The following is a 22,375-nucleotide window of genomic DNA, read 5'->3' on the forward strand; positions in this document are numbered from 1 at the left end:
GCGGCGGTGGAGATCAGTCGACTGACCGCCGCGGAGCGGCGGGTGTGGGAGGCGTATCCGCTCGGGCGGACCGTGGACTTCCGGCCGGCGCGCGAGGACGACCCGCGCTCCGGGGCGGAGTGGGGGCCCGAGCGGACCGTGCGGGCCGAGGTGCTGCGCACGCTGATCCTCGACGGCCCCCGGCAGGACGGGGAGGTCCCGGTGCTCCGGGTCACCGGCGCGCGGATCAGCGGGCGGCTCGACCTCCAGTACGCGGAGGCCGTGACGGCGGTCCACCTGTGGGCCTGCTTCTTCGACGGCACGCCCGACCTCTACGGCGCGCAGCTGCGCCAGCTGAACCTGGGCCGTTCCGTCCTGCCCGGCCTGGACGCCACCACCCTCCGGCTCGACGGCCTCCTGCGCATGTCGGGGTGCCGCGTCCGGGGTCCCGTCCGGCTCGGCGGCGCGCGGATCGCGGGGGCGGTCTTTCTCGACGGCGCCGAACTGGGCCGCGCGGACGCCGAGTTGTCGGGTCCGATCCTCGCGCTCAACCGCGCGTCCATCGGCGACGACCTGGAGGCCGACCGGGGCTTCACCGCCCACGGCCTGGTCCGCCTCGCGGGCGCCACCGTCGCGGGGAACATCACCTTCGACGACGCGGTCCTGAGCAATCCCGGGGGCACGGCGCTCCACGCGTCGAACCTCGACGCCGGTACCGATCTGCACGGGACGCGGCTGCGGGCGTACGGGCGGATCAATCTGCGGGGCGCCCGCATACCGGGGCAGCTCAACCTGGAGTCCGCCCGCCTCTCGAACCCCGGCGGGGTCGCGCTGCGGGCCAGCGGTCTGACCGTCGGCACGCTCTGGATGGACCGCGCCCCGCGCCTCGACGGCACGATCACGCTGCACGGCTCCCAGTTCGACGTGCTGTACATATCCCCGGAGACCTGGCCGGACGAGGTCCGTCTGGACGGCCTCACGTACACCAGGCTCGGTCCGAACGAGCCCGCCGAACGGCGCCTCCAGGTGCTGGAGCGGGACGCCGACGGCTATGTCCCGCACGCGTACGAGCAACTGACCGCCGCCTACCGGAACAACGGGGACGACGCGGCGGCCCGTACCGTCCAACTCGCCAAGCACCGCCGCCACCGGGCCACGCTGCCGCCGTACGCCAGGGCCTGGGGCCACCTCCAGGACGTCACCGTCGGCTACGGCTTCCGGCCCACGCGCGCGGCCGTCTGGCTGCTGTCGCTGGTGCTGGTGGGCGCGGTGACGTTCTGGCTGCACCGGCCGCCCGCGCTGAAGCCGGACGAGTCGCCGGACTTCAACCCCGTCTTCTACACGCTGGACCTGCTGCTGCCGATCGTCGACTTCGGGCAGGAGAGGGCGTACGCCGCGCAGGGGGCGTACCAGTGGTTCGGGTACGCGCTGATCGTCCTGGGCTGGACCCTCGCGACGACGATCGCGGCGGGGGTGACGCGGGCGATCAGTCGTCAGTAGCGGCGCGGAGTCCGCCGACGAAGGCGGACCAGGCTCCGGCGCCGAGGACCAGGGCGGGGCCCCGGGGATCCTTGCTGTCCCGCACGGGGACGACGCCGGGCACTCCGTCGACGACCTCGACGCAGTCTTCCCCGCCGCTGCCGCCGCTGTAGCTGCTCTTGCGCCAGCGGGCGGTGCTCAGGTCGTACTCGCGCATCGTCTGTAGTCCTCCGACAGCGATTCGATCAGATCCAGGGACGCGTCCGGCGACAACGCAACGCCCCTGAGCAGATCGTAAGTCGCCCGCGTCTGCTTCACCACTGCCGGATCGTCAGGAGGTTCCCCGAAAGCACCGCTTCTGTATAGACCGTTGGCGGAGCGTCCTCGAACTCCATGAGCTTCATCATCTTGCCCATCCCCGGGTACGCCCCGGCCGCGAACGGGATGACCTGCACCAGCACTTGGCGCTTGCGGGTCATCGTCGCGATGTGATCGAGCTGTTCAGCCATCACGGCGGCGCCTCCGACCGGAACGAGCAGCACGGTCTCGTGCAGGATCGCCCAGTACACGGGCCGCGCGGCGTCTTTGAGGAGCAGCGTGCGATCCATGCGGCCCCTGATCAGCTCCTCGACGTACTCGTCGGTGGCGAACGGGTTGCTGCTCAGGAACACCGCACGCGCGTACCGGGGTGTTTGCAGGAGCCCTGGCACCACAGCCGGCGCGAAGTCGCAGATCTCCGTCGCCAGCCGCTCCAGCTCCGCCGCGTGAGCGAAGTACTCCGTAAATGGCTGATCCTTGATGAGCTTGCGCCACATCCGCTCGAAAAAGCCGTCGGTTTGTAGCACCTCATCAATACGCTGCGCCACATCCAACTGCGGCTTTCGAATTGCCTGTTCGAACTGGCCGATATACCCGCCCGAAACGAAAACCCGAACCCCCAACGCCGACTGACTCAGCCCCGCGTCCTCGCGCCTCCGCTTCAGCTCCGCGCCGAAGAACTCCCAGGCCGCCTGCCTCGAACCATGTGAACCATTGGCCATGGCCAACCGCCTCCCGCAGCCCCGCAGTTGTAGGGGACAGACTCCTGCCGAGTGTAGGCGCAAGCCGTCATCGTGGTGGCGGGAAGAGTGAAATCCGACAGGAAAGGGGAGCCACGTGGCGACCGGAGAAAGCCCCCACGCAGTGGCCTGCGTCGAGCATGCGGAGGAAACAGTGGACGAATTGCGCACCGCACTGGCACGTGCGGGAATTACGCTGCCGTCATTGCGGATCGATCCCGCCGCCCTCGCGAGGGAGGCGCCATGTCCGCGCGTCGAATTGGGGGGATGTTCCGTCGACCAGGCGGCCCGCCTGACCGTCGCCCTGAGGAGCGAGCCATGAACCACCCCGTGCACCTTCCCGTCGGCTCGTACGTCGTGGACACCCGCAACGGCCGCGTCGGCAGGGTCATGGGCCACGAGGGCCCGTACGTCCAGCTCCGCCCCTACGGCGGAGGCAGGGAGTGGGACTGCACCCCCGAGGCCGCCCGGACGGCGACCAGCGCGGAGCGGCTGCGCGCGGCGACGGCGTACGCGAACGCCCGCAGCCGGGGCGAGGTCTCCTGAGGGCGTCCTGAGGTGAACCCGGGCCCGGCCACCCCGTGGCGTGCGCGAGAATGGGGCCATGAGTCTGTTCCGCGACGACGGCATCGTGCTGCGCACCCAGAAGCTGGGTGAGGCGGACCGGATCATCACCCTGCTCACCCGCGGTCACGGCCGCGTGCGGGCCGTGGCGCGCGGGGTGCGCCGGACCAAGTCCAAGTTCGGGGCCCGCCTCGAACCGTTCTCCCACGTCGACGTGCAGTTCTTCGCGCGGGGGAGCGAACTGGTCGGCCGCGGACTGCCGTTGTGCACGCAGAGTGAGACGATCGCTCCGTACGGTGGCGGGATCGTGACCGACTACGCCCGGTACACCGCCGGGACGGCCATGCTGGAGACCGCCGAGCGGTTCACCGACCACGAGGGCGAGCCCGCCGTGCAGCAGTACCTGCTGCTGGTGGGCGCGCTCCGGGTGCTCTCGCGCGGTGAGCACGAGCCGCACCTCGTCCTCGACGCCTTCCTGCTGCGCTCCCTGGCGGTGAACGGTTACGCGCCGAGCTTCACCGACTGCGCGAAGTGCGGCATGCCCGGACCGAACCGGTTCTTCTCGGTCGGGGCGGGCGGATCGATTTGCACCGACTGCCGGGTGCCGGGCAGCGTCGTGCCGTCGGCGGAGGCGCTCACGCTGCTCGGGGCGCTGCTGACGGGCGACTGGGAGACGGCCGACGCCTGTGAGGCGCGGCACGCCAGGGAGGGCAGCGGGCTGGTTTCGGCCTATCTGCACTGGCACTTGGAGCGCGGACTGCGTTCACTGCGGTACGTAGAGAAGAACTGAAGCGAGCTAGGAGAGAGCCCCCCATGGCACGACGCGGAATCCTCGGACGGTCCCGCCGGGAGTACGTGACGCCCGAACCGCACCCCTCGGGCGCCCAGCCGCCGAAGATCCCCGGCGAGCTGGTGCCCAAGCACGTCGCGATCGTCATGGACGGCAACGGCCGGTGGGCGAAGGAGCGCGGGCTGCCGCGCACCGAGGGGCACAAGGTCGGCGCCGAGCGCGTCCTCGACGTGCTCCAGGGCGGCATCGAGATGGGCGTCGGCGCGATCTCGCTGTACGCCTTCTCCACCGAGAACTGGAAGCGCTCGCCGGACGAGGTGAAGTTCCTGATGAACTTCAACCGCGACTTCATCCGCAAGACCCGCGACCAGCTCGACGAGCTGGGCATCCGGGTGCGCTGGGTGGGCCGCATGCCCAAGCTGTGGAAGTCGGTCGCCAAGGAGCTGGAGATCTCCCAGGAGCAGACCAAGGGCAACGACAAGCTGACCCTGTACTTCTGCATGAACTACGGCGGGCGCGCGGAGATCGCGGACGCCGCGCAGGCGCTCGCCGAGGACGTGAAGGCGGGCCGGCTCGACCCGTCCAAGGTCAGCGAGAAGACCTTCGCGAAGTACCTGTACTACCCGGACATGCCGGACGTGGACCTGTTCCTGCGTCCCAGCGGCGAGCAGCGCACGTCCAACTACCTGCTGTGGCAGAGCGCCTACGCCGAGATGGTCTTCCAGGACGTGCTGTGGCCGGACTTCGACCGCCGCGACCTGTGGCGGGCCTGCCTGGAGTACGCCTCGCGCGACCGCCGCTTCGGCGGCGCGATCCCGAACGAGCTCCAGATCACCAAGGGCTGACCCGATCCCGCATGCGTGAGGGCCCGCACCGTCGAGACGACGGTGCGGGCCCTCACGTACGTATGGCGACTTCCGTACGGCTACTTCTTCGCGCACTCCGCGCACGTACCGAAGATCTCCACGGTGTGCGCCACGTTCACGTATCCGTGCTCGGCGGCGATGGCCTCGGCCCACTTCTCGACCGCCGGACCCTCGACCTCGACGGCCTTGCCGCAGACGCGGCAGACCAGGTGGTGGTGGTGCTCGCCGGTCGAGCAGCGGCGGTAGACCGTCTCGCCCTCGTTGGTGCGCAGCGCGTCCACCTCGCCGGCGTCGGCGAGGGACTGGAGCGTGCGGTAGACCGTGGTCAGGCCGACCGAGTCGCCCTTGTGCTTGAGCATGTCGTGCAGCTCCTGGGCGCTGCGGAACTCGTCCACCTCGTCGAGTGCCGCCGCCACGGCCGCGCGCTGGCGGGTCGACCTGCCTCGAACCGGGGCTCCCACTGTTGCCTCCTCGCGTCTGCGCTCTGGTCTGGGCCTGCCGGGCCATTGTGCCAGGTCGCTCATGAGGCGGGTCAGGTCTTGGCCACCGGCTGGGCCGGTACGGCGCACTCGACGGGGTCGCCCGCCGCCGCCTCGGCCGCGGCGGCGGCCCGTGCCCTGCGCCGGGCCAGTGGTGTGGCGAGGACGGTCAGGGCGATGAAGACCCCGATGGTCAGGAGGACGATCGTCGCGCCGGGCGGCACGTCCTGGTAGTACGAGGTGACCGTGCCGCCGAGCGTCACCGCGACGCCGATCGCCACGGAGATCGCGAAGGTCGCCGCGAAGCTGCGGGTGAGCTGCTGGGCGGCCGCCACCGGCACCACCATCAGCGCGGAGACCAGGAGCAGGCCCACGACCCGCATGGCGACGGTGACGGTGACCGCCGCGGTGACGGCGGTGAGCAGGTTCAGGGCGCGCACCGGCAGGCCCGTGACGCGCGCGAACTCCTCGTCCTGGCTGACCGCGAAGAGCTGGCGGCGCAGGCCGAGTGTGACGAGGACCACGAACGCGGCGAGCAGGCAGATCGCGGTGACGTCCTCCTCGGAGACCGTGGAGAGCGAGCCGAAGAGGTACGACTGGAGGTTCGCGTTGGAGCCGCCGGGGGCGAGGTTGATGAACATGACGCCGCCCGCCATGCCGCCGTAGAACAGCATCGCCAGCGCGATGTCGCCGCGCGTCTTGCCGTACCAGCGGATCAGCTCCATGACGACGGCGCCGATGATCGCGACCGCCGTCGCCATCCACACCGGCGAGGTGGAGAGCAGGAAGCCGAGGCCGACGCCGGTCATCGCGACGTGGCCGATGCCGTCGCCCATCAGGGCCTGGCGGCGCTGGACGAGGTAGATGCCGACGGCGGGCGCGGTGATGCCGACCAGGACGGCGGCGAGCAGCGCCCGCTGCATGAAGGCGTAGTTGAGGAGTTCCATCGTTCTCGCGTCCTCAGGTGAGCAGGCCGGTACGGACCGGCTCGGCGTCGGCGGTGTGCGGGTGGACGTGGTCGTGGCCGGGCAGCGCGTGCTGGCCGACGGCCTCCGGGGGCGGCCCGTCGTGCAGGACGCAGCCGTCGCGCAGCACCACGGCGCGGTCGATCAGCGGCTCAAGGGGGCCCAGCTCGTGCAGGACGAGCAGGACGGAGGCGCCCCGCTCGACCTGGAGGCGCAGGGTGTCGGCGAGGACCTGCTGGCTGGCCAGGTCGACGCCCGCCATCGGCTCGTCCATGATCAGCACTTCGGGCTCGGAGGCGAGCGCGCGGGCGATGAGGACCCGCTGGTGCTGGCCGCCGGAGAGGGCGTTCACGGAGTCCTTGGCGCGGTCGGCGAGGCCCACCAGCTCGATGGCGCGGGCGACGGCCTCGCGGTCGGCCTTGCGCAGCACGCCGAAGCGGGCGCGGGAGAGGCGGCCGGAGGCGACGACCTCGGTGACGGTGGCGGGCACGCCGCCCGCGGCGGTGGTGCGCTGCGGGACGTACCCGACGCGGGACCAGTCGCGGAAGCGGCGGCGCGGGGTGCCGAAGATCTCGACCTCGCCGCCGGTGACGGGCACCTGGCCGATGACCGTGCGCACGGCCGTGGACTTGCCCGAGCCGTTGGCGCCGAGCAGGGCGACGACCTCGCCGCGGCGCACGGTGAGGTCGATCCCGCGCAGGACGGGGCGCGAGCCGAGCTCGGCGGTGACCTTGCGCAGGGATATGACGGCGCTGTCGGCGCTGCCGGTGTCGCCCGGTTCGGCTGACTTGCTCATGGCTCGTGCCTCCAAAGCCGCGGGGGAGAGGGTCACTTGGCGCCCAGGGCCTTCTGCAGCGCCTTCAGGTTGGACTCCATGACCTGGACGTAGTCCGTGCCCTTGGACTTGTCCGTGATGCCCTCGATCGGGTCGAGCACGTCGGTTTTCAGGCCGGTGTCCTTCGCGAGGGTCTTGGCCGTCCGGTCGCTGACGAGGGTCTCGTAGAAGACGGTGGTGACGCCGTCGGCCTTCGCCATCTTCTGGAGGTCCTTGACGCGCTTGGCGCTGGGCTCGCCCTCGGGGTCGAGGCCGCTGATGGCCTCCTCGGTCAGGCCGTAGCGCTCGGCGAGGTAGCCGAAGGCGGCGTGGGTGGTGATGAAGACCTTGGAGTCGGTGTCCTTCAAGCCGTCCTTGAAGGTCTTGTCCAGGCCACCGAGCTTCTTCACGAGGGCCGCGGTGTTCTTCTCGTACGTCTTGGCGTTGTCCGGGTCGGCCTTCTCCAGGGCCTTGCCGACGCCCTCGGCGACCTCGGCGTACTTCACCGGGTCCAGCCAGATGTGCGGGTCGGCGCCCTCGTGCGAGTGGTCGTGGCCGTGGTCGTCGTGACCCTCTTCGTCGTGCTCGGCCGCGTGCCCGCCGACCTCGTTGCCGTGCTTCTCCATGTCGGTCAGGGAGGCGGCGTCGACCTTGTTCTTGATCCCGGACTGGTCGATCGCGTCGTCGACGGCGGGCTGGAGGCCCTTGAGGTAGAGGGCGACGTCGGACTCTTCGAGCTGTCCGCGCTGCTTGGCGGAGACGTCCAGGTCGTGCGGCTCCTGGCCGGGCTCGGTGAGGTTCGTGACGGAGACGTGGTCGCCGCCGATCTGCTCCGCGAGGTACTGCATGGGATAGAACGACGCCACCACGTCGAGCTTGCCGTCCTTGTCGCTCGCGGCCGAGGAGGAGCAGGCGGTCAGCGCCGTGAGGCCGAGGACCGTGGCGGAGGCGAGGGCTGCGGTGGGTATGAGGCGTCGTACGTTCATGACACTCATTTTCAACAAATGTGGAAACGATTGTCAACAAGGGGTCCGGTCCCGCGCTGGGCCCGGTGCCGTACCGGAACCGATTTGATTAGGGGGGTAAGGCCGCCGGTAACCTGAAGCATTCGCTCCCGGAGCGCGTATTCCCGCTTCGTCCGCCGTCGTCATGAAGAGAGCACCGTGGCCGCCGACAAGATCGACACCATCGTCAGCCTGAGCAAGCGCCGTGGCTTCGTTTTCCCCTGCAGTGAGATCTACGGCGGTCAGCGCGCCGCCTGGGACTACGGACCGCTGGGCGTCGAGCTGAAGGAGAACCTCAAGCGCCAGTGGTGGCGCTACATGGTCACCTCGCGCGAGGACGTCGTCGGCATCGACTCGTCGGTGATCCTGGCCAGCGAGGTCTGGCAGGCCTCGGGTCACGTCGCGACGTTCTCCGACCCGCTCACCGAGTGCCTCTCCTGTCACAAGCGCCACCGCGCCGACCACCTGGAAGAGGCCTACGAGGCCAAGCACAACCGCCCGCCGGCCAACGGCCTCGCGGACATCAACTGCCCCAACTGCGGTACCAAGGGCCAGTTCACCGAGCCCAAGCAGTTCTCCGGCATGCTCGCCACGCACCTCGGCCCCACGCAGGACAGCGGCTCCGTCGCCTACCTGCGCCCCGAGACCGCGCAGGGCATCTTCACCAACTTCGCCCAGGTCCAGCAGACCTCGCGCCGCAAGCCGCCGTTCGGCATCGCGCAGATGGGCAAGTCCTTCCGCAACGAGATCACGCCCGGCAACTTCATCTTCCGCACCCGCGAGTTCGAGCAGATGGAGATGGAGTTCTTCGTCAAGCCGGGCGAGGACGAGAAGTGGCAGGAGTACTGGATGGAGCAGCGCTGGAACTGGTACACCGGCCTGGGCCTGCGCGAGGAGAACATGCGGTGGTATGAGCACCCGAAGGAGAAGCTCTCCCACTACTCCAAGCGCACCGCCGACATCGAGTACCGCTTCCAGTTCGGCGGCAGCGAGTGGGGCGAGCTGGAGGGCGTCGCCAACCGCACCGACTACGACCTGTCGGCGCACTCCAAGGCCTCGGGCCAGGACCTGTCCTACTTCGACCAGGAGGCCGGCGAGCGCTGGACTCCGTACGTCATCGAGCCCGCGGCCGGTGTCGGCCGCACGATGCTCGCCTTCCTCCTCGACTCCTACATCGAGGACGAGGCCCCGAACGCCAAGGGCAAGCTGGAGAAGCGCACGGTCATGCGCTTCGACCACCGCATCGCCCCGGTGAAGGTCGCGGTCCTGCCGCTGTCCCGCAACCCGGAGCTGTCCCCGAAGGCCAAGGGCCTCGCGACCGCCCTGCGGCAGAACTGGAACATCGAGTTCGACGACGCCGGCGCCATCGGCCGCCGCTACCGCCGCCAGGACGAGATCGGCACGCCGTACTGCGTCACGGTCGACTTCGACACCCTCGACGACAACGCCGTGACGGTGCGCGAGCGCGACTCGATGAAGCAGGAGCGCGTCTCCCTCGACCAGATCGAGGGCTACCTGGCCGCGCGCCTGGTGGGCTGCTGAGGCCTGACGCCCGGGCGCGTGCTCCTCGCATGACGCCGTAGAAGGCTCGTGGAAGCCCCCGGTTCCGGGTTATGGAACCGGGGGCTTCTGTGCACACTGAAGCGCATGCTTCCGATGACCACGAGCAAGGTCAGCAGATGGGACCAGCACGGACGCGAGCACGTCGTCCAGGTCCAGAAGGCGGGCGTGCAGCGGCAGTTGAGCTGCGGGACCTGCGGATGGCGCAGGAAGGCGCAGTTCCTGCCGTGGCTCAAGGCCGAGGAACACCTGGCGCAGGAGCATCAGGCGACGGTGGATCCGGCGGGACCGGGTTCCGGCTCGGCCTCCTAGCCGCCGGGGGCCGTCGCGCTGGCCGCCGGGCCCTTCGGGGTCAGGACGAGGATCGCCGCGTCCGGTGCCTGCGGGGCGAGCAGCAGCGTCATGCCGTACGCGCGGGCCGGGCCGCCGTCCTCGGGGCGGACCTCCACCGTCCGCGGGGCGAAGTCGCCGATCGAACGGCAGGCCCACCACGCGTCCAGGTCGGGCCGCGCGGCCCGCAGCCGGTCGGTCAGCCGCCGGAAGCCCTCGTCGCCGGGGCGGCGGTCGGCGCGGGTGCGCAGGTGCCGGTACAGCTCCATCGCCACCGGCTCCCAGTCGGGCAGCACCCGCTGGTGCCGGGCGTCGCCGACCAGCAGGAGCAGCAGATTGCGCCGGTCGCGGGGGATGTCCGCGGGGTCGGGCCACAGCGCCGCGTACGCGTGGTTCCAGGCCAGGACGTCCAGCGCGGGACCCAGGAGCAGCGCCGGGCTGTCGGGCCAACTGTCCAGCAGGGCACGGAGATCGGGGTCGTACGCGGTGGGCGGGGGCTCCGCGGCGGGGGCGGTGAACCCGGCGAGGGCCAGGGCGTGCCGGTGGGCGGCGGCGTCCAGGCGCAGGGCGCGGGCGACGGCGTCGAGGACCTGCCGCGAGGTGTCCACGCGGCCCTGCTCCAGCCAGGTATACCAGGCCACGGAGACGCCGGACAGCGCGGCGACCTCCTCGCGGCGCAGGCCGGAGGTGCGGCGGCGAGCGGTGTGCGGCAGCCCGACGTCAGCGGGGGAGAGGTGCTCGCGGTAGGCGCGCAGGAATCCGCCGAGCCGCCGCCGGAGGGCCGAGGCGGTGCTCTCCAGGGGCTCCGTGCTCTCCGTGGTCGCCATGCGCCCAGCCTATGACCTGGACTCACCCCCACAGATGCCTCTCTGGCTGCGGGGGCCGCCGGGGCCGAGGCTGGGCGCATGACCGATACCTCGACCGACACCGGCATCCCCGCCCCGGCCCCGACGATGTGGCGCCGCCGAAACGACTCCTCGGACCTGGCCGAACCCCGCCCCCTCATCCGCGTCTACACGGGCCCCGGCACGCTGGACGCCGTGGCGGCCTCCTACGAGCGACTCCTCGGCACGGAACGGGACATGTGGTTCGCGTACCCCGAGAAGAACCTCTGCCTCGCGGTGGTGGGCGCCTTCCTCCTCATCGAGGGCACGGAGGAGACGCTGGCGCCCTTCCGCGCGACGCACGGCACGCTGCTCGTCGACTCGGCGCAGAAGTACCTGGACCGCCTCGCGGCGGAGGGCGCGGAGATCACGGATCCGCTGATCAAGGTCCCGACGGGCTCGGGCTTCACGGCCCGGCACCGGGACGGCACGGTCATCGAGTACGTGGAGCACCGGCCGACGGAGGACGGGCTGTAGCGGTCGCTGAGGGGCGGTGGGGGCGGGTGCCGGAGGTGGATGTCCGAGGCGGATGGCGGAGGCGGATTTCAGAGGCGGATGTCAGAGGCGGCCCCTAGGGTCCTCACCCGTGACTGAATCCTCCACCTACCTCAGTGCCACGGCGGACGCGTACGACGCCATCGCCACCGTGTACGCGGGAATGGCCCGCGACGACCTCTCCGGGCCCTCGCCGGACCGCTCCATGATCGCCTCGTTCGCCGACCACGTGCGGGCCGACGGCCCGGGAACCGTCGCGGAGTTGGGCTGCGGCCCAGGCCCGGTGACCGCGCTCCTGCGGGACCTGGGCCTGGACGCCTTCGGCATCGACCTGTCACCCGTGATGATCGGCCTGGCCCGCGAGGCCTACCCCGACCTCCGGTTCGAGGTCGGCTCCATGGACGCGCTCGACCTGCCGGACGGCGGGCTGTCCGGCGTCGTCTCCTGGTACTCCGTGATCCACGTACCTCCGGCGGAACTGCCGCCGTACTTCGCGGAGTTCCGCCGGGTCCTGGCCCCCGGCGGCCACCTCCTGCTCGCCTTCTTCGAGTCGGAGGGCGCCCCGGTCACACCGTTCGACCACAAGGTGACGACGGCGTACCGCTGGCCGATCGACGCCCTCGCGGAGCTGGCGACGGAGTCCGGCTTCACGGAGACCGGCCGCATGCTCCGGGAACCAGGCGAGGGCGAGAGGTTCCGCAGGGGCCACCTGTTGATGCGAAGGAACGCAGACGCGAAGGAACGCTGATGCCAAGGAATGCTGACGCGAAGGAATGAGGCATAGCTCGTGCCCGCATACGTCATCGTCACCATCGACGTGCTCGACGAGGAAGCCGGCCTGGCCTACGCGCCCGTGGCCCGGCGGTCCATCCTCGACCACGGCGGCCGCTACCTGGTCGCGGGGCCCACGCCCGACCCCGTCGAGGGCACGTGGCCCGCGTCCCGGTGCGTCGTCCTTGAGTTCCCGGACATGGCCCGGGTCAGGCAGTGGTACGACTCCCCGGAGTACCGCCGGGCCCGCGCGATACGGCAGGACGCGATGCGCGTGGACATGCTCTTCGCCGAGGGCGCGCCACCGGAAGGGTTCGCGCTCCCGGCCTAGGCCCGCAGCCCCCGCACCGTCAGGTCCACCACCGCCGTGAAGGCGGCCCCGATGCCGGGGCGGGACCAGTGGGGGGCGTAGGCAGGGTCGTGGAAGCGGCTCGTGGCGTCGAAGACCGCGCGGGCCGATGTCGCGGCGTCCGGGGCCGTGAAGTCGCCCGATTCGACGCCCTCTTGGACGATCGCGGTCAGCTGGCCGGTGAGATCGGCGATGTGGGCGTCGACCACGTCGCTGTTCTCGTCGGTCAGCACCGTGTACGTGGCGAAGAGTTCGGGATCGTCACCGGCCTTGTGCTGCTTGGCCTCGAAGAGGGCCGCCAGCCAGTGGCGGAGCTTCGCCTCGGGCGGCTCGGCGCCCGTGACGATCCCGGAGAGGACCACGGAGGTACGGTCCAGCCAGCGCCGCGTCACCGCCCCGCGCAGCTCCGCCTTGGTGCGGAAGTGGCGGTAGACCGTGCCGTGGCTCACCCCGAGGGCGCGGGCCACGTCGACCACCGTGGCTTTGGCCGCGCCGTGCCTGCGCAGCACCTCCTCGGTCGCCTCGAGGATGCGTTCGGGGGTGAGAGGAGCCGCGGTCGCCATGGCCTAGACCGTACCCGGGGACGGGTCAGCGTTCGCTGTCGAGGTGTGCCATCTGGGACTCCGGGTAGCGCGCACCGGCCGCCGCGCCCGCCGGCACCGCCGCCTCGATCGCGGCGAGGTCCGCGTCGTCCAGCGTGACGCCGAGCGCGCCGAGCGCCTCGTCGAGCCGGTCCCTGCGCCGGGCGCCGACCAGCGGCACGATGGCCGCGCCGTGCCGGGGGCCTTGCGCGAGCACCCAGGCGATGGCGGTCTGCGCGACGCTGACGCCCTTCTGGTCGGCGATCTTGCGCAGCGCGTCGACCAGGTCGAGGTTGCGGTCGAGGTTCTCGCCCTGGAAGCGGGGGCTCATGGAGCGGAAGTCGTTGGCCGCCAGCTGCCGGTCACGGGTGAAGTGGCCGGAGATCAGGCCGCGGGAGAGCACGCCGTACGCCGTGACGCCGATGCCGAGCTCGGCGACCGTCGGCAGGATCTCCGCCTCGATGCCGCGCGAGATGAGGGAGTACTCGATCTGGAGGTCGGAGATGGGGGCGGTGGCCGCCGCCCGGCGGATCGTGTCGGCGCCCACTTCGGAGAGGCCGATGTGCCGGACGTGGCCCTTCTCGACCAGCTCGGCGATGGCGCCCACCGTCTCCTCGACGGGTACGTCGGGGTCGATGCGGGCGATGCGATAGACGTCGATGTGGTCGACGCCGAGGCGTTGGAGCGAGTACGCGGCGAAGTTCTTCACCGCGGCCGGGCGCCCGTCGTAGCCCGACCAGCCGCCGTCCGGGTCGCGCAGGGCGCCGAACTTCACGCTGGTCAGCGCCTGCTCGCGGCGGGCGGCGGGGGCGCTGCGCAGGGCCTCGCCGATCAGCATCTCGTTGTGCCCCATGGCGTAGAAGTCGCCGGTGTCCAGGAGCGTGACGCCCGCTTCGAGGGCGGCGTGGACGGTCGCGATGGATTCCGTCCGGTCCGCGTCGCCGTACAGCGCGGACATGCCCATGCAGCCGAGGCCGAGGGCGGAGGTGCGGGGGCCGGTGTTTCCGAGGGTGAGAGTACGCATGCCTCCACCATGGCATGACAGATGACAGATTTCAATATCTGTCATCTGTCACTTGTTATTCGTCACCGGTCACCGGTCACCGATCGCGCCGGTCATCGATCGCGCCGGTCATCGGTCATTCGTCATCCGGGGCTGTCGCCCGGCGCCGGCCTCCGCCGTCTCCCCTTCCTCGAACCGCTCCGCCGCCCGCCGCGCCGTCTCCCGCGCCCACCGCCCGCTCGTCAGCGCCCCCAGCAGCAGCACCGCCGCGCCGCAGCCCGTGATGATCCACCAGGCCGGGCGGCTCGCCTCCGAGAAGCCGGTCGCGTACGAGGAGGCGGCGACGCCCGACGCCAAGACCGCCCCGATCACCGCGACGCCGAGCGTCGAGCCGATCTGGCGGCTGGTGGAGGCGACCGCCGCGGCCACGCCCGCCTGGGCGCGCGGCATCCCGGCGACGGCCGTGTTGGTGATCGGCGCGTTCACGAAGCCGAAGCCCAGGCCGAACAGGACGTAGGAGAGCAGGCGCGTCCCGCTGGAGTCCTCCGCCTGGAACGCGGCGAACAGCAGGCCCGACGCCGTCATCGCGACCCCGGCGACCAGGAGGGAGACGCGCGGCCCGCGGCTGCCCACCAGACGCCCCGACAGCGGCGCGCAGACCAGCGTCATCGCCGCCATCGGCAGCATCCACAGCCCGGCGTGCAGCGCGTCCAGGCCGCGTACGTCCTGGAGGTAGAGGGTGGACAGGAAGAGGAAGCCGCTGAGCGCGGCGAACGCGGCGATCGCGATCACCGTCGCCCCGCTGAACGGCGCCGACCGGAAGAAGCGCAGGTCGATCAGGGGTTCGGCGCGGCGCGGCTCGTACAGGAGCAGGCCGGTCAGGCCCAGCAGCGCCGCGCCCGCGAAGGAGAGGATCAGCGGCGACGTCCAGCCGGCCTTGGGCGCCTCGATGATCGCGTACGTCAGCGCGCCGAGCAGCACGATCACGAGCAGCTGCCCCACCGGGTCGGGGCGGCGCGGCTTCGGGGCGCGGGACTCGGGGACGTACCGCAGGGTGAGGAAGAGCGCCGCGAGGCCCACCGGCAGATTGATCCAGAAGATCGAGCGCCACCCGACGGAGTCCACGAGCACCCCGCCGACCAGCGGGCCCGCGGCCATGGAGATGCCGACGACACCGCCCCAGACGCCGATGGCGCGGGCCCGTTCGCGCGGGTCGGTGAAGGTGTTCGTGATGATCGACATCGCGACCGGGTTGAGCATCGAACCGCCGACCGCCTGGAGCATGCGGAAGGCGATCAGGGACTCCAGGTTCGGCGCGAGCGAACAGAGCACCGAGCCGAGCGTGAAGATCACCAGACCCGCCCGGAAGACCTTGCGGCGCCCTATCCGGTCGGCGGTCGAGCCCGCCAGCATGAGCAGCGAGGCGAGGACGAGCGTGTACGCGTCGATCGTCCACTGCATGCCCGCGACGCTCGCGTCGAACTCCTTCTGCATGGTGGGGAGCGCGACGTTCAGGACGGTGTTGTCGAGACTGACGATCAGCAGGCTCATGCAGCAGATCGCGAGGACGAGCATCCGTCTGCGGTGGGTGAGTTCAGGGGGCATCTTTCGACGGTAGCCCTCCGGGGGGCGTGCGGTCGGGTGCGGGGCTCCGCGTCAGACCTTCCGCAACAGCTTCTCCACCCTGTCCCAGCCGGGCTGCGTCGAGGCTCTTCGCCCGAGCCTTTCAATGTCCTGGAGATCCGTCTCCGCGCACTCGCGCATCGTCGGAATGTAGACGCCTTTGCGTCGGAACTTCTCCGGGATCATCGCTGCGCCGTCCTGGAGGGCTGGAAGCACATTGACTCCTCTCACGTCGAAACCGCGCACAGCCTGAAATCTTGATCGGCTGTAGTAGCGCACGGCCCCGATCCCGAGCCTTCGGACGCGCAATCCCCACCGTGATTTTCGGCAGAAACTCACAAGAAGCAGGTACGGCTCCAGTATGTAATGGACCTCTAAGATCCGCGTGCTCATCTGGGACAGCAGGTCCCTCTCGCGGAGCGCCGAGCGATCGAGATAAGCGCAGAGGTTGCTCAGTGCGTTGACCACAAGTGGGGCATACTCCAGAAACTGGGCGCAGAGGAGGCGCTCCTGCTCAGGCGGGGGAGAATCCGCATCCGTGCACCGCGCGATCCAGGCCGTCAACTCGACTGCGCGTTCGTCGAGCTCTCCTGAAAAGGTGGGGACTTCGTGCAGGATGAGCATGGCTTCGGACTCGATGGATCGCCATTCGGCATGCATGGACGCCAGTGATTCCGCATTTCTTTGGCGTTGGATGATGTTGAGCTGAGAGAGTCCGAAGAGGAGAGCCACGGCGACGACCGCGGTTTGCGTTGCGCTGAAGACCAGCCCCCATGTTTCATGCGATATTCCCGCATACTGAGCCGCGAGCATCCCCCACCCCCGTCTGCCTGTCTCGAAGAGTGGCACGGCGGCGCGCGATCTACAAGGTTCCCCGGGTGGTGCGGTGCATATCTTCTTGAATAACTCGGCCGACCTCCGATATTCGATCATCCCGGCATTGCCGGACCGGCGAATGGGTGCCCATGGCGCGGAGCGGGCGGAGCGGGTGGAGGGCGGCGGAGGGCGCTGGAGGAGGGGGCGGGAGGGAGGGTGGGACGGGCGGCTGGGGAGTGAGGGAGAATGGAGGGTCCCGTCGTCCGTCCCGGAGAGCTTTCATGCCGTCCCAGCAGCCCTTGTCGATCGGCCCGCACGCCGTGCAGCCGCCCGTCGTGCTCGCCCCCATGGCGGGCATCACGAACGCGCCGTTCCGGACGTTGTGCCGGGAGTTCAGCGGTGGCAAGGGCCTCTTCGTGAGCGAGATGATCACGACGCGCGCCCTGGTGGAGCGCAACGAGAAGACGATGCAGCTGATCCACTTCGACGCGACCGAGAAGCCGCGCTCGATCCAGCTGTACGGCGTCGACCCGGCGACCGTCGGCAAGGCCGTCCGCATGATCGCGGAAGAGGACCTCGCCGACCACATCGACCTGAACTTCGGCTGCCCCGTCCCGAAGGTCACCCGCAAGGGCGGCGGCTCCGCGCTCCCGTACAAGCGCCACCTGCTCCGCGCCATCCTCAAGGAGGCGGTCGCGGGGGCGGGTGACCTGCCGGTCACGATGAAGATGCGCAAGGGCATCGACGACGACCACATCACGTTCCTCGACGCGGGCCGGATCGCCGTCGAGGAGGGGGTCACCGCCATCGCGCTGCACGGCCGCACCGCCGCGCAGCACTACGGCGGCACCGCCGACTGGGACGCCATCGCCCGCCTCAAGGAGCACGTCCCCGAGATCCCGGTGCTCGGCAACGGCGACATCTGGTCGGCCGCCGACGCCGTCCGCATGATGAAGGAGACCGGCTGCGACGGCGTCGTCGTGGGCCGCGGCTGCCTCGGCCGCCCCTGGCTCTTCGGCGACCTGGTCGCCGCCTTCGAGGGCACGGGCGCGCCCGCCGCCCCCGGCCTGCGCGAGGTCTCGAAGGTCATGCTCCGGCACGCCACCCTGCTCGGCGAGTGGATCGGCGACGAGGCGCGCGGCGTCATCGACTTCCGCAAGCACGTGGCGTGGTACTTGAAGGGCTTCGCCGTCGGCTCGGAGATGCGCAAGCGCCTCGCGATCACCTCGTCCCTCGCCGAACTGGAGGACGGCCTGGGCGAGTTGGACCTCGACCAGCCGTGGCCGGCCGGTGCGGACGGCCCGCGCGGGCGTACGTCGGGCAACAACCGCGTGGTCCTGCCGGACGGCTGGCTGAAGGACCCCTACGACTGCGCGGGCGTCGGCGAGGACGCGGAGCTGGACACCTCCGGCGGCTGAACCGCCCCCGGAGCGCCGCTACTTGAGCGTCACCGTCACCGGGAGTTCCTTGATCCCGTTGACGAAGTTCGACCGCACGCGCCGCACCTCGCCCGCGACCCGGATGTCCGCGAGCCTGGGCAGCAGCTCCTCGAACATGACCCGCATCTCCAGGCGGGCCAGCGAGTTGCCGAGGCAGAAGTGCGGGCTGCCCTTGCCGAAGGTGACGTGGTCGTTGTTCTCCCGGGTGACGTCGAAGCGGTACGGATCCGGGAAGACGCTCTCGTCACGGTTGCCGGAGGCGAACCACAGCACCACCTTGTCGCCCTCCTTGATCCGCTTGCCGCCCAGCTCGACGTCACGGGTCGCGGTGCGGCGGAAGTGGTAGACGGGCGAGGCCCAGCGCAGGCACTCCTCGACCGCGGCCGGGATCAGCGAGGGGTCGGCGACCAGCTTGGCGCGCTCCTCGGGGTGCTCGATCAGCGCGAGCGTCGAGTGCGAGATCGCGTGCCGCGTCGTCTCGTTGCCCGCGACGACGAGCAGCAGGAAGTAGTTGTCGAAGTCCGTCGCCGAGAGCGGCACGCCGTCTTTGGGTGAGCTGTTCACCAGCGTGCTCACCAGGTCGTCGCCGCTGCCGCCGCGCCGCTGCCTCGCCAACTCCCTACCGTACGCGAAGACTTCGAGGGACGCGGGGGAGCGGAACGGCAGATCGCGGTACCGCTCGCTCTCCGCGCTCTCCAGGAGGACGTCCGCGTAGTCGGGGTCGGTGTTGCCGATGATGCGGTTGCCCCAGTCGATGAGCTGCTGCGTGTCGCCCTCGGGGACGTCGAGCATCCGCGCGAGCACGTTGATCGGGAAGTCGGCGGAGATCTCCCTGACGAAGTCGAAGGTGCCCTTGGGCAGGGCCGCGTCGAGGGTGCGGGCGGTCAGTCCGCGCAGGAACGTCTCGTACGTGGCGACGGCGCGCGGCGTGAACCGCTTCTGGAGGATGAGCCGCATCGCCCGGTGCCGCAGGCCGTCGGTCTCAAGCAGGGAGCGCCGCAGGGCTATGTAGTCCTCGTCGACCTCTTCGAGGTTGGTGAACCGCTCCGAGGTGAACGTCTCGGGGTCACGGTCGACGCGCACGATGTCGGCGTGCCGGGTGACCGCCCAGAAGCCGGAGTTGGGCGGGGGTTCGGGCTGCCAGTGGACGGGGTCCTCGCGGCGCAGCACGTCGAACATCCGCCAGGGCAGCGCGCGGTCGGTGAACCGGTCGTTGTCGGCGAGGTCGACGTCGGAGAGGGAGAGGGGCGGCGGGGTGGCCGTGCGCATGGACGTGCTCCTCCGGGACGCTTCTTGGTGCTGCCTCGTGCTTCTGGTGTCTGGGGGTGCGGGTGGTCGTCTGCGGGTGGTCGTCTGGGGGTGCGGCCGAAGTCAGATGAGGAACGCGTACTCCGTGAACTCCCAGTCCGTGACCGTCTGTTGGTACCTTTCGAGTTCGTTGCGCTTGTACGTGAGGAACGCGCGCGTGAAGCCCTCGCCCAGCAGCCCGGTCAGTGCCTCGTCGGCCTCCAGGGCGTCCAGGGCGGCGCCGAGCGTGCCGGGCAGGCGCGGCGCGGTCGCCTCGTCGTAGCCGTAGCCCTCCAGCGGCGCGGGCGGCTCGGGTTTGTCGCGCAGGCCCAGCAGGACGGCGGCGACGGTGCCCGCGACGAGGAGGTAGGGGTTGGCGGAGGCGTCGCCCAGGCGCAGTTCCAGGCGTGCGCCCGCGCCCCGCTCGGGCGGTATCCGCACCATCGCGCTGCGCTTGTCCAGGCCCCAGTCGATCAGCCAGGGGGCGAGCGTGTCGGGGCCGAACCGCTTGTAGGAGTTGACGGTCGGGTTGGCCAGCGCGGTGAGCGCGGGCGCGTGCCGCAGGACGCCGGCGACGGCGTGGCGGGCGGCGTCGGAGAGGCCGTGCTCGCCGTCCGGGCCGTCGAAGACGTTGTGGCCGGAGCCGTCGACGAGGGAGAGGTGCAGATGGAACCCCGAACCTCCCAGCCCGCCGAACGGCTTGGCCATGAAGGTCGCGAGGCGGCCCTCGCGGCGGGCGCTCTCCTTGACGGCCGCCTTGAACAGGAAGGCGCGGTCGGCGGCGTCCAGGGCCTCGGAGTGGATGAGGTTGACCTCGAACTGTCCGCCGTCGAACTCGTGGTTGCCCGCGATGACGCCGATGTCCAGGCCGGCCAACTGGCGCAGGGTGCGCAGCAGATGGCCGTCGGGGTCGCCGCGGCGGCCCGCGCTGTAGACGTTGCCGGTGGCGCCGCCGTAGGGGGTCCAGCCGGAGGGGGCGGCGGGGTCGGGGTCGCAGAGGAAGTACTCCAGCTCGGGGCCGACGACGGGGAAGACGCCGCCGGTGCCGGCGAAGTCCGCCGCGTAGTCGCCGCTCTGCGCGAGTACGTGGCGCAGCAGCGCGCGCGGTGACTCGGCGACGGGCGTGCCGGTGTGGGGGTCCACGGTGTCGCCCAGGCACCAGGCGACGCCGGGCTCCCAGGGGAGGGGCTTCAGGGTGTCCAGGTCGGGGCGGACGCAGAGGTCGGGGAGGCCTTCGTCCAGGCCGCCGGGGATGGGGACGACGTCGCCTCGCGGGGTGGTGTGGTAGACGGCCCGGCAGAAGGTGAGCCCGTGTCCGCAGGCGCTCGGCAGGTGGCCGAGGAGGATGTCGCGGCCTCGGTCGGCCCCGATGAGGTCGGGGTAGACGACGCGGACGACGTCGGTACCGGCGGCGCGCAGCGACTCGACGGTCTCGGTGACGGTGCCGTTGGCGGTGCCGTTGGCGTGTGCGCTCGCTTCATCGCTCACCCGGGTCCCAGCCTTTCTGCGTGGGTGGATCGGGACGTGTGCGCGTTCTATTGTTTGACCTCAAACGATATGACTGGCGGGACGCCACGACAAGGGTTCGGGCGGGGCGTCTCGGGTGGGGATGCGCGGTCGCCCTGTGGGCGGGGTGGGCGGCGTTGGCGTCTGCCGGTGCGTGGCCTGCCGTCTCGGGCGCGGGTGGCGTGGCGTCTGGCGACGCGTCTTGGGCTGGTGCGCGCCTGCCGTCTGTGGGGCGGGGTCGCGGGGGTATGTGCGTACTCGCCATCCCTGCGCCGCGCCTCAAGTCCAAAGGCGCTATGGCTGGCTCGGTGCTCCGTTCGCACATACCCCCACGTCCCCTCGGGCCGGTCGGGCGCGTGCGGCCCGGTGGGGGCCGGTGCGCCCGCGCTGCACCCGGTGGACAACAGCCCGCCCGTCCCCGCGGCGGGCGGCAACCGGCCGTCGGTGATTGCTGCTGTGGGCAGGCGTTCCGCAGGGCGGAACGGGTGGGCACAGCCCCCGGTGCCGGGCAGCGATCAAGGAGGCTCCAGCCCCGGCGCAGCCGGTCCGGCAGGGCGGTGCGGGGTAAACGGGTGGGTGGGTGGGGAAGACCCGGCGCGGAGCGCCGGGAAGCGGACGGTGCCGGGCGGCGATAAAGGTGGCCCCCGCCCCGGCGCAGGCGGGGAAGAGCCCCGGGGCCGGGCGGCGGCGAAAGTGGCTCCAGCCCGGCGCAGCCGAACCGTGCCGGGCGGCGATAAAGGTGGCCCCCGCCCCGGCGCAGGCGGGGATGAGCCCCGATGCCGGGCGGCGGCGAAAGTGGCTCCAGCCCGGCGCAGCCGCACGCAGGGTCGGGCGACGGCCCCCGCCCCGCGGGACCCCAGGGAGGAACCCGTGACACCTCGCCGCCCCCGGCGTATCGTACGGGCCCAAACGAAGCGCCCGAGAAAGGGTTCGCCATGAACGGAGTTCAAGGGTTCTTTCCGCCCAAGACCGCCACCGGCAGGTCCTCCCTCGTGCCACCCCCACCCTGGCACTACTCCGGCGACCTCCTCACGATCGAGTACCGCACCGACCCCGCCCGCGTCCGCGAACTCCTCCCCGCCCCCCTGGACCCCGCCCCGGACGACCCCGGCGCCGTCGCCCTGATCTGGGCCGACTGGCAGTCCTGCGGCCCGACGAGGGCCGAACTCCTCGACCCCGTCCGCGCCCAGTACAAGGAGTGCTTCGCGGTCGTCCGCTGCGCCTACCGGGGCCGCACCTACTCCCGCTGCGTCTACATCTGGGTCGACAAGGACTTCGCCATCGCCCGCGGCAACCACCAGGGCTACCCGAAGAAGCTCGGCTCGATCCACCTGACCCGCCCCCACCCCTACGGCCCCGCCCCCCGCATCGAGGCCGGCGCGGTCTTCGGCGCGACGCTGGCCGCCGCCGACCGCCGTCTCGCCCAGGCGGTCGTCACCCTGCGCGCCCCGTCGTCGACGAACGGGTTCGTCAACGCCCACCCGATGGCCCACCACCGTCAACTCCCGTCCATCGACGGCAAGGGCCTGGCCCTGGACGAGCTCGTCGAGTCGGGCGCCGCCGCCTTCGAGGGCGGCCAGTCCTGGTCCGGCGACGCCGAGCTCGACCTCTTCGACGCGCCCACGGAGGAACTGGCCGCCCTCACCGTCGAGGAGCCCATCGGCGCGTACTACCGCCAGGTGGGCGTGACCTGGAACGGCGGCACCCTGCTGGAGCGGGGGCTCTGAAGCGGG

At 70.9% G+C, this 22,375-nt stretch carries 23 protein-coding genes and 1 pseudogene; 11 read left to right on the forward strand and 13 right to left on the reverse strand.

From position 1 onward, the window contains the following. Positions 1-6: 6 nt before the first annotated feature. Positions 7-1,479 (forward strand): membrane-associated oxidoreductase, encoded by a 1,473-nt coding sequence (locus tag AB0L89_RS01900; protein WP_365132667.1) that lies wholly within the window; start codon positions 7-9, stop codon positions 1,477-1,479. Here AB0L89_RS01900 and AB0L89_RS01905 read toward each other — a convergent pair. Both AB0L89_RS01905 and AB0L89_RS01910 read right to left on the reverse strand, forming a co-directional pair. Then, positions 1,466-1,675 (reverse strand): DUF397 domain-containing protein, encoded by a 210-nt coding sequence (locus AB0L89_RS01905; RefSeq protein WP_365132670.1) that lies wholly within the window; start codon positions 1,673-1,675, stop codon positions 1,466-1,468. The two genes, AB0L89_RS01900 and AB0L89_RS01905, sit on opposite strands and share 14 nt — an antisense overlap. Next, positions 1,657-2,498, reverse strand: a pseudogene (locus tag AB0L89_RS01910) (helix-turn-helix transcriptional regulator). The gene AB0L89_RS01905 and the pseudogene AB0L89_RS01910 overlap by 19 nt, the downstream one beginning before the upstream one ends. Positions 2,499-2,846: 348 nt before the next feature. Here AB0L89_RS01910 and AB0L89_RS01915 point away from each other — a divergent pair. The 3 genes from AB0L89_RS01915 to AB0L89_RS01925 are packed head-to-tail and all read left to right on the forward strand — an operon-like array spanning position 2,847 to position 4,715. After that, positions 2,847-3,062 carry a hypothetical protein gene (locus AB0L89_RS01915; RefSeq protein WP_365133935.1) on the forward strand — a complete coding sequence of 72 codons (216 nt, stop codon included), beginning with the start codon at positions 2,847-2,849 and terminating at the stop codon, positions 3,060-3,062. A 58-nt stretch (positions 3,063-3,120) separates the two neighbouring features. Beyond that, the gene (gene recO / locus AB0L89_RS01920; protein ID WP_365132672.1) at positions 3,121-3,870 is read left to right on the forward strand and encodes a DNA repair protein RecO; all 750 of its coding nucleotides are present in this window, start codon (positions 3,121-3,123) and stop codon (positions 3,868-3,870) included. A 23-nt stretch (positions 3,871-3,893) separates the two neighbouring features. After that, positions 3,894-4,715: an isoprenyl transferase gene (locus AB0L89_RS01925; protein ID WP_365132675.1), complete on the forward strand. Its 822-nt coding sequence runs from the start codon at positions 3,894-3,896 to the stop codon at positions 4,713-4,715. An 80-nt stretch (positions 4,716-4,795) separates the two neighbouring features. On the opposite strand, the gene AB0L89_RS01930 is transcribed toward AB0L89_RS01925, so the two are convergent. The 4 genes from AB0L89_RS01930 to AB0L89_RS01945 form a co-directional block, all read right to left on the reverse strand. Further along, positions 4,796-5,197, reverse strand: coding sequence for a transcriptional repressor (locus AB0L89_RS01930; protein ID WP_365132678.1), 402 nt, complete (start codon positions 5,195-5,197; stop codon positions 4,796-4,798). 71 nt (positions 5,198-5,268) lie between these two features. Further along, the gene (locus AB0L89_RS01935; RefSeq protein WP_365132681.1) at positions 5,269-6,162 is read right to left on the reverse strand and encodes a metal ABC transporter permease; all 894 of its coding nucleotides are present in this window, start codon (positions 6,160-6,162) and stop codon (positions 5,269-5,271) included. 13 nt (positions 6,163-6,175) lie between these two features. Further along, complete coding sequence (locus AB0L89_RS01940; protein WP_365132684.1) at positions 6,176-6,976, reverse strand: metal ABC transporter ATP-binding protein; 801 nt, start codon at positions 6,974-6,976, stop codon at positions 6,176-6,178. Between the two features lie 32 nt (positions 6,977-7,008). Further along, positions 7,009-7,980, reverse strand: a complete 972-nt coding sequence (locus AB0L89_RS01945; RefSeq protein WP_365132687.1) for a metal ABC transporter substrate-binding protein — start codon at positions 7,978-7,980, stop codon at positions 7,009-7,011. Between the two features lie 177 nt (positions 7,981-8,157). Between AB0L89_RS01945 and AB0L89_RS01950 the strand changes: the two genes are divergently transcribed. Then, positions 8,158-9,540 (forward strand): glycine--tRNA ligase, encoded by a 1,383-nt coding sequence (locus AB0L89_RS01950; RefSeq protein WP_365132690.1) that lies wholly within the window; start codon positions 8,158-8,160, stop codon positions 9,538-9,540. A 105-nt stretch (positions 9,541-9,645) separates the two neighbouring features. Next, entirely contained in the window at positions 9,646-9,870 is a 225-nt protein-coding gene (locus AB0L89_RS01955; RefSeq protein WP_365132692.1) for a hypothetical protein, read from the forward strand. Here AB0L89_RS01955 and AB0L89_RS01960 read toward each other — a convergent pair. Continuing rightward, positions 9,867-10,715 (reverse strand): helix-turn-helix domain-containing protein, encoded by an 849-nt coding sequence (locus AB0L89_RS01960; protein WP_365132695.1) that lies wholly within the window; start codon positions 10,713-10,715, stop codon positions 9,867-9,869. The two genes, AB0L89_RS01955 and AB0L89_RS01960, sit on opposite strands and share 4 nt — an antisense overlap. Before the next feature lie 78 nt (positions 10,716-10,793). Between AB0L89_RS01960 and AB0L89_RS01965 the strand changes: the two genes are divergently transcribed. The 3 genes from AB0L89_RS01965 to AB0L89_RS01975 all read left to right on the forward strand — a co-directional run bounded on the left by AB0L89_RS01965 (position 10,794) and on the right by AB0L89_RS01975 (position 12,369). Continuing rightward, the gene (locus tag AB0L89_RS01965) at positions 10,794-11,249 is read left to right on the forward strand and encodes a hypothetical protein (RefSeq protein ID WP_365132698.1); all 456 of its coding nucleotides are present in this window, start codon (positions 10,794-10,796) and stop codon (positions 11,247-11,249) included. 109 nt (positions 11,250-11,358) lie between these two features. Further along, on the forward strand, positions 11,359-12,015 hold the full coding sequence (locus tag AB0L89_RS01970; protein ID WP_365132701.1) for a class I SAM-dependent methyltransferase: 657 nt from the start codon (positions 11,359-11,361) through the stop codon (positions 12,013-12,015). A 39-nt stretch (positions 12,016-12,054) separates the two neighbouring features. Then, positions 12,055-12,369: a DUF1330 domain-containing protein gene (locus AB0L89_RS01975; RefSeq protein WP_365132704.1), complete on the forward strand. Its 315-nt coding sequence runs from the start codon at positions 12,055-12,057 to the stop codon at positions 12,367-12,369. Here AB0L89_RS01975 and AB0L89_RS01980 read toward each other — a convergent pair. The 4 genes from AB0L89_RS01980 to AB0L89_RS01995 form a co-directional block, all read right to left on the reverse strand. Further along, positions 12,366-12,950, reverse strand: a complete 585-nt coding sequence (locus AB0L89_RS01980; RefSeq protein WP_365132707.1) for a TetR family transcriptional regulator — start codon at positions 12,948-12,950, stop codon at positions 12,366-12,368. The genes AB0L89_RS01975 and AB0L89_RS01980 overlap by 4 nt on opposite strands. Positions 12,951-12,975: 25 nt before the next feature. Further along, positions 12,976-13,992 carry an aldo/keto reductase gene (locus tag AB0L89_RS01985; protein WP_365132710.1) on the reverse strand — a complete coding sequence of 339 codons (1,017 nt, stop codon included), beginning with the start codon at positions 13,990-13,992 and terminating at the stop codon, positions 12,976-12,978. Between the two features lie 108 nt (positions 13,993-14,100). Beyond that, positions 14,101-15,576 (reverse strand): MFS transporter, encoded by a 1,476-nt coding sequence (locus AB0L89_RS01990; protein ID WP_365132713.1) that lies wholly within the window; start codon positions 15,574-15,576, stop codon positions 14,101-14,103. A gap of 51 nt (positions 15,577-15,627) precedes the next feature. Continuing rightward, entirely contained in the window at positions 15,628-16,443 is an 816-nt protein-coding gene (locus AB0L89_RS01995; protein ID WP_365132716.1) for a hypothetical protein, read from the reverse strand. A 248-nt stretch (positions 16,444-16,691) separates the two neighbouring features. On the opposite strand from AB0L89_RS01995, the gene dusB reads away from it, so the two are divergent. Beyond that, positions 16,692-17,828, forward strand: coding sequence for a tRNA dihydrouridine synthase DusB (gene dusB, locus AB0L89_RS02000; protein ID WP_365132719.1), 1,137 nt, complete (start codon positions 16,692-16,694; stop codon positions 17,826-17,828). A gap of 18 nt (positions 17,829-17,846) precedes the next feature. Here dusB and AB0L89_RS02005 read toward each other — a convergent pair whose 3' ends face one another. Then, positions 17,847-19,118 (reverse strand): cytochrome P450, encoded by a 1,272-nt coding sequence (locus tag AB0L89_RS02005; protein WP_365132722.1) that lies wholly within the window; start codon positions 19,116-19,118, stop codon positions 17,847-17,849. A gap of 102 nt (positions 19,119-19,220) precedes the next feature. After that, the gene (locus AB0L89_RS02010) at positions 19,221-20,555 is read right to left on the reverse strand and encodes a glutamine synthetase family protein (protein WP_365133937.1); all 1,335 of its coding nucleotides are present in this window, start codon (positions 20,553-20,555) and stop codon (positions 19,221-19,223) included. A gap of 1,022 nt (positions 20,556-21,577) precedes the next feature. Here AB0L89_RS02010 and AB0L89_RS02015 point away from each other — a divergent pair. Next, positions 21,578-22,369 (forward strand): acetoacetate decarboxylase family protein, encoded by a 792-nt coding sequence (locus AB0L89_RS02015; RefSeq protein ID WP_365132725.1) that lies wholly within the window; start codon positions 21,578-21,580, stop codon positions 22,367-22,369. The last annotated feature ends 6 nt before the right edge of the window (positions 22,370-22,375 follow it).

Origin of the sequence: Streptomyces sp. NPDC052114 (assembly GCF_040680155.1) — a bacterium.
Classification (GTDB): Bacteria; Actinomycetota; Actinomycetes; order Streptomycetales; family Streptomycetaceae; genus Streptomyces.

Bases quoted from the DNA above. Each gene is read 5' to 3' on its own strand.
- AB0L89_RS01990 (WP_365132713.1), bottom strand. From the start codon at position 15,576: ATGCCCCCTGAACTCACCCACCGCAGACGGATGCTCGTCCTCGCGATC.
- AB0L89_RS01960 (WP_365132695.1), bottom strand. From the start codon at position 10,715: ATGGCGACCACGGAGAGCACGGAGCCCCTGGAGAGCACCGCCTCGGCC.
- dusB (WP_365132719.1), top strand. From the start codon at position 16,692: ATGCCGTCCCAGCAGCCCTTGTCGATCGGCCCGCACGCCGTGCAGCCG.
- AB0L89_RS02015 (WP_365132725.1), top strand. From the start codon at position 21,578: ATGAACGGAGTTCAAGGGTTCTTTCCGCCCAAGACCGCCACCGGCAGG.
- AB0L89_RS01965 (WP_365132698.1), top strand. From the start codon at position 10,794: ATGACCGATACCTCGACCGACACCGGCATCCCCGCCCCGGCCCCGACG.
- AB0L89_RS02005 (WP_365132722.1), bottom strand. From the start codon at position 19,118: ATGCGCACGGCCACCCCGCCGCCCCTCTCCCTCTCCGACGTCGACCTC.
- AB0L89_RS01940 (WP_365132684.1), bottom strand. From the start codon at position 6,976: ATGAGCAAGTCAGCCGAACCGGGCGACACCGGCAGCGCCGACAGCGCC.
- AB0L89_RS01945 (WP_365132687.1), bottom strand. From the start codon at position 7,980: ATGAACGTACGACGCCTCATACCCACCGCAGCCCTCGCCTCCGCCACG.
- AB0L89_RS01955 (WP_365132692.1), top strand. From the start codon at position 9,646: ATGCTTCCGATGACCACGAGCAAGGTCAGCAGATGGGACCAGCACGGA.
- recO (WP_365132672.1), top strand. From the start codon at position 3,121: ATGAGTCTGTTCCGCGACGACGGCATCGTGCTGCGCACCCAGAAGCTG.
- AB0L89_RS01925 (WP_365132675.1), top strand. From the start codon at position 3,894: ATGGCACGACGCGGAATCCTCGGACGGTCCCGCCGGGAGTACGTGACG.
- AB0L89_RS01905 (WP_365132670.1), bottom strand. From the start codon at position 1,675: ATGCGCGAGTACGACCTGAGCACCGCCCGCTGGCGCAAGAGCAGCTAC.
- AB0L89_RS01985 (WP_365132710.1), bottom strand. From the start codon at position 13,992: ATGCGTACTCTCACCCTCGGAAACACCGGCCCCCGCACCTCCGCCCTC.
- AB0L89_RS01980 (WP_365132707.1), bottom strand. From the start codon at position 12,950: ATGGCGACCGCGGCTCCTCTCACCCCCGAACGCATCCTCGAGGCGACC.
- AB0L89_RS01935 (WP_365132681.1), bottom strand. From the start codon at position 6,162: ATGGAACTCCTCAACTACGCCTTCATGCAGCGGGCGCTGCTCGCCGCC.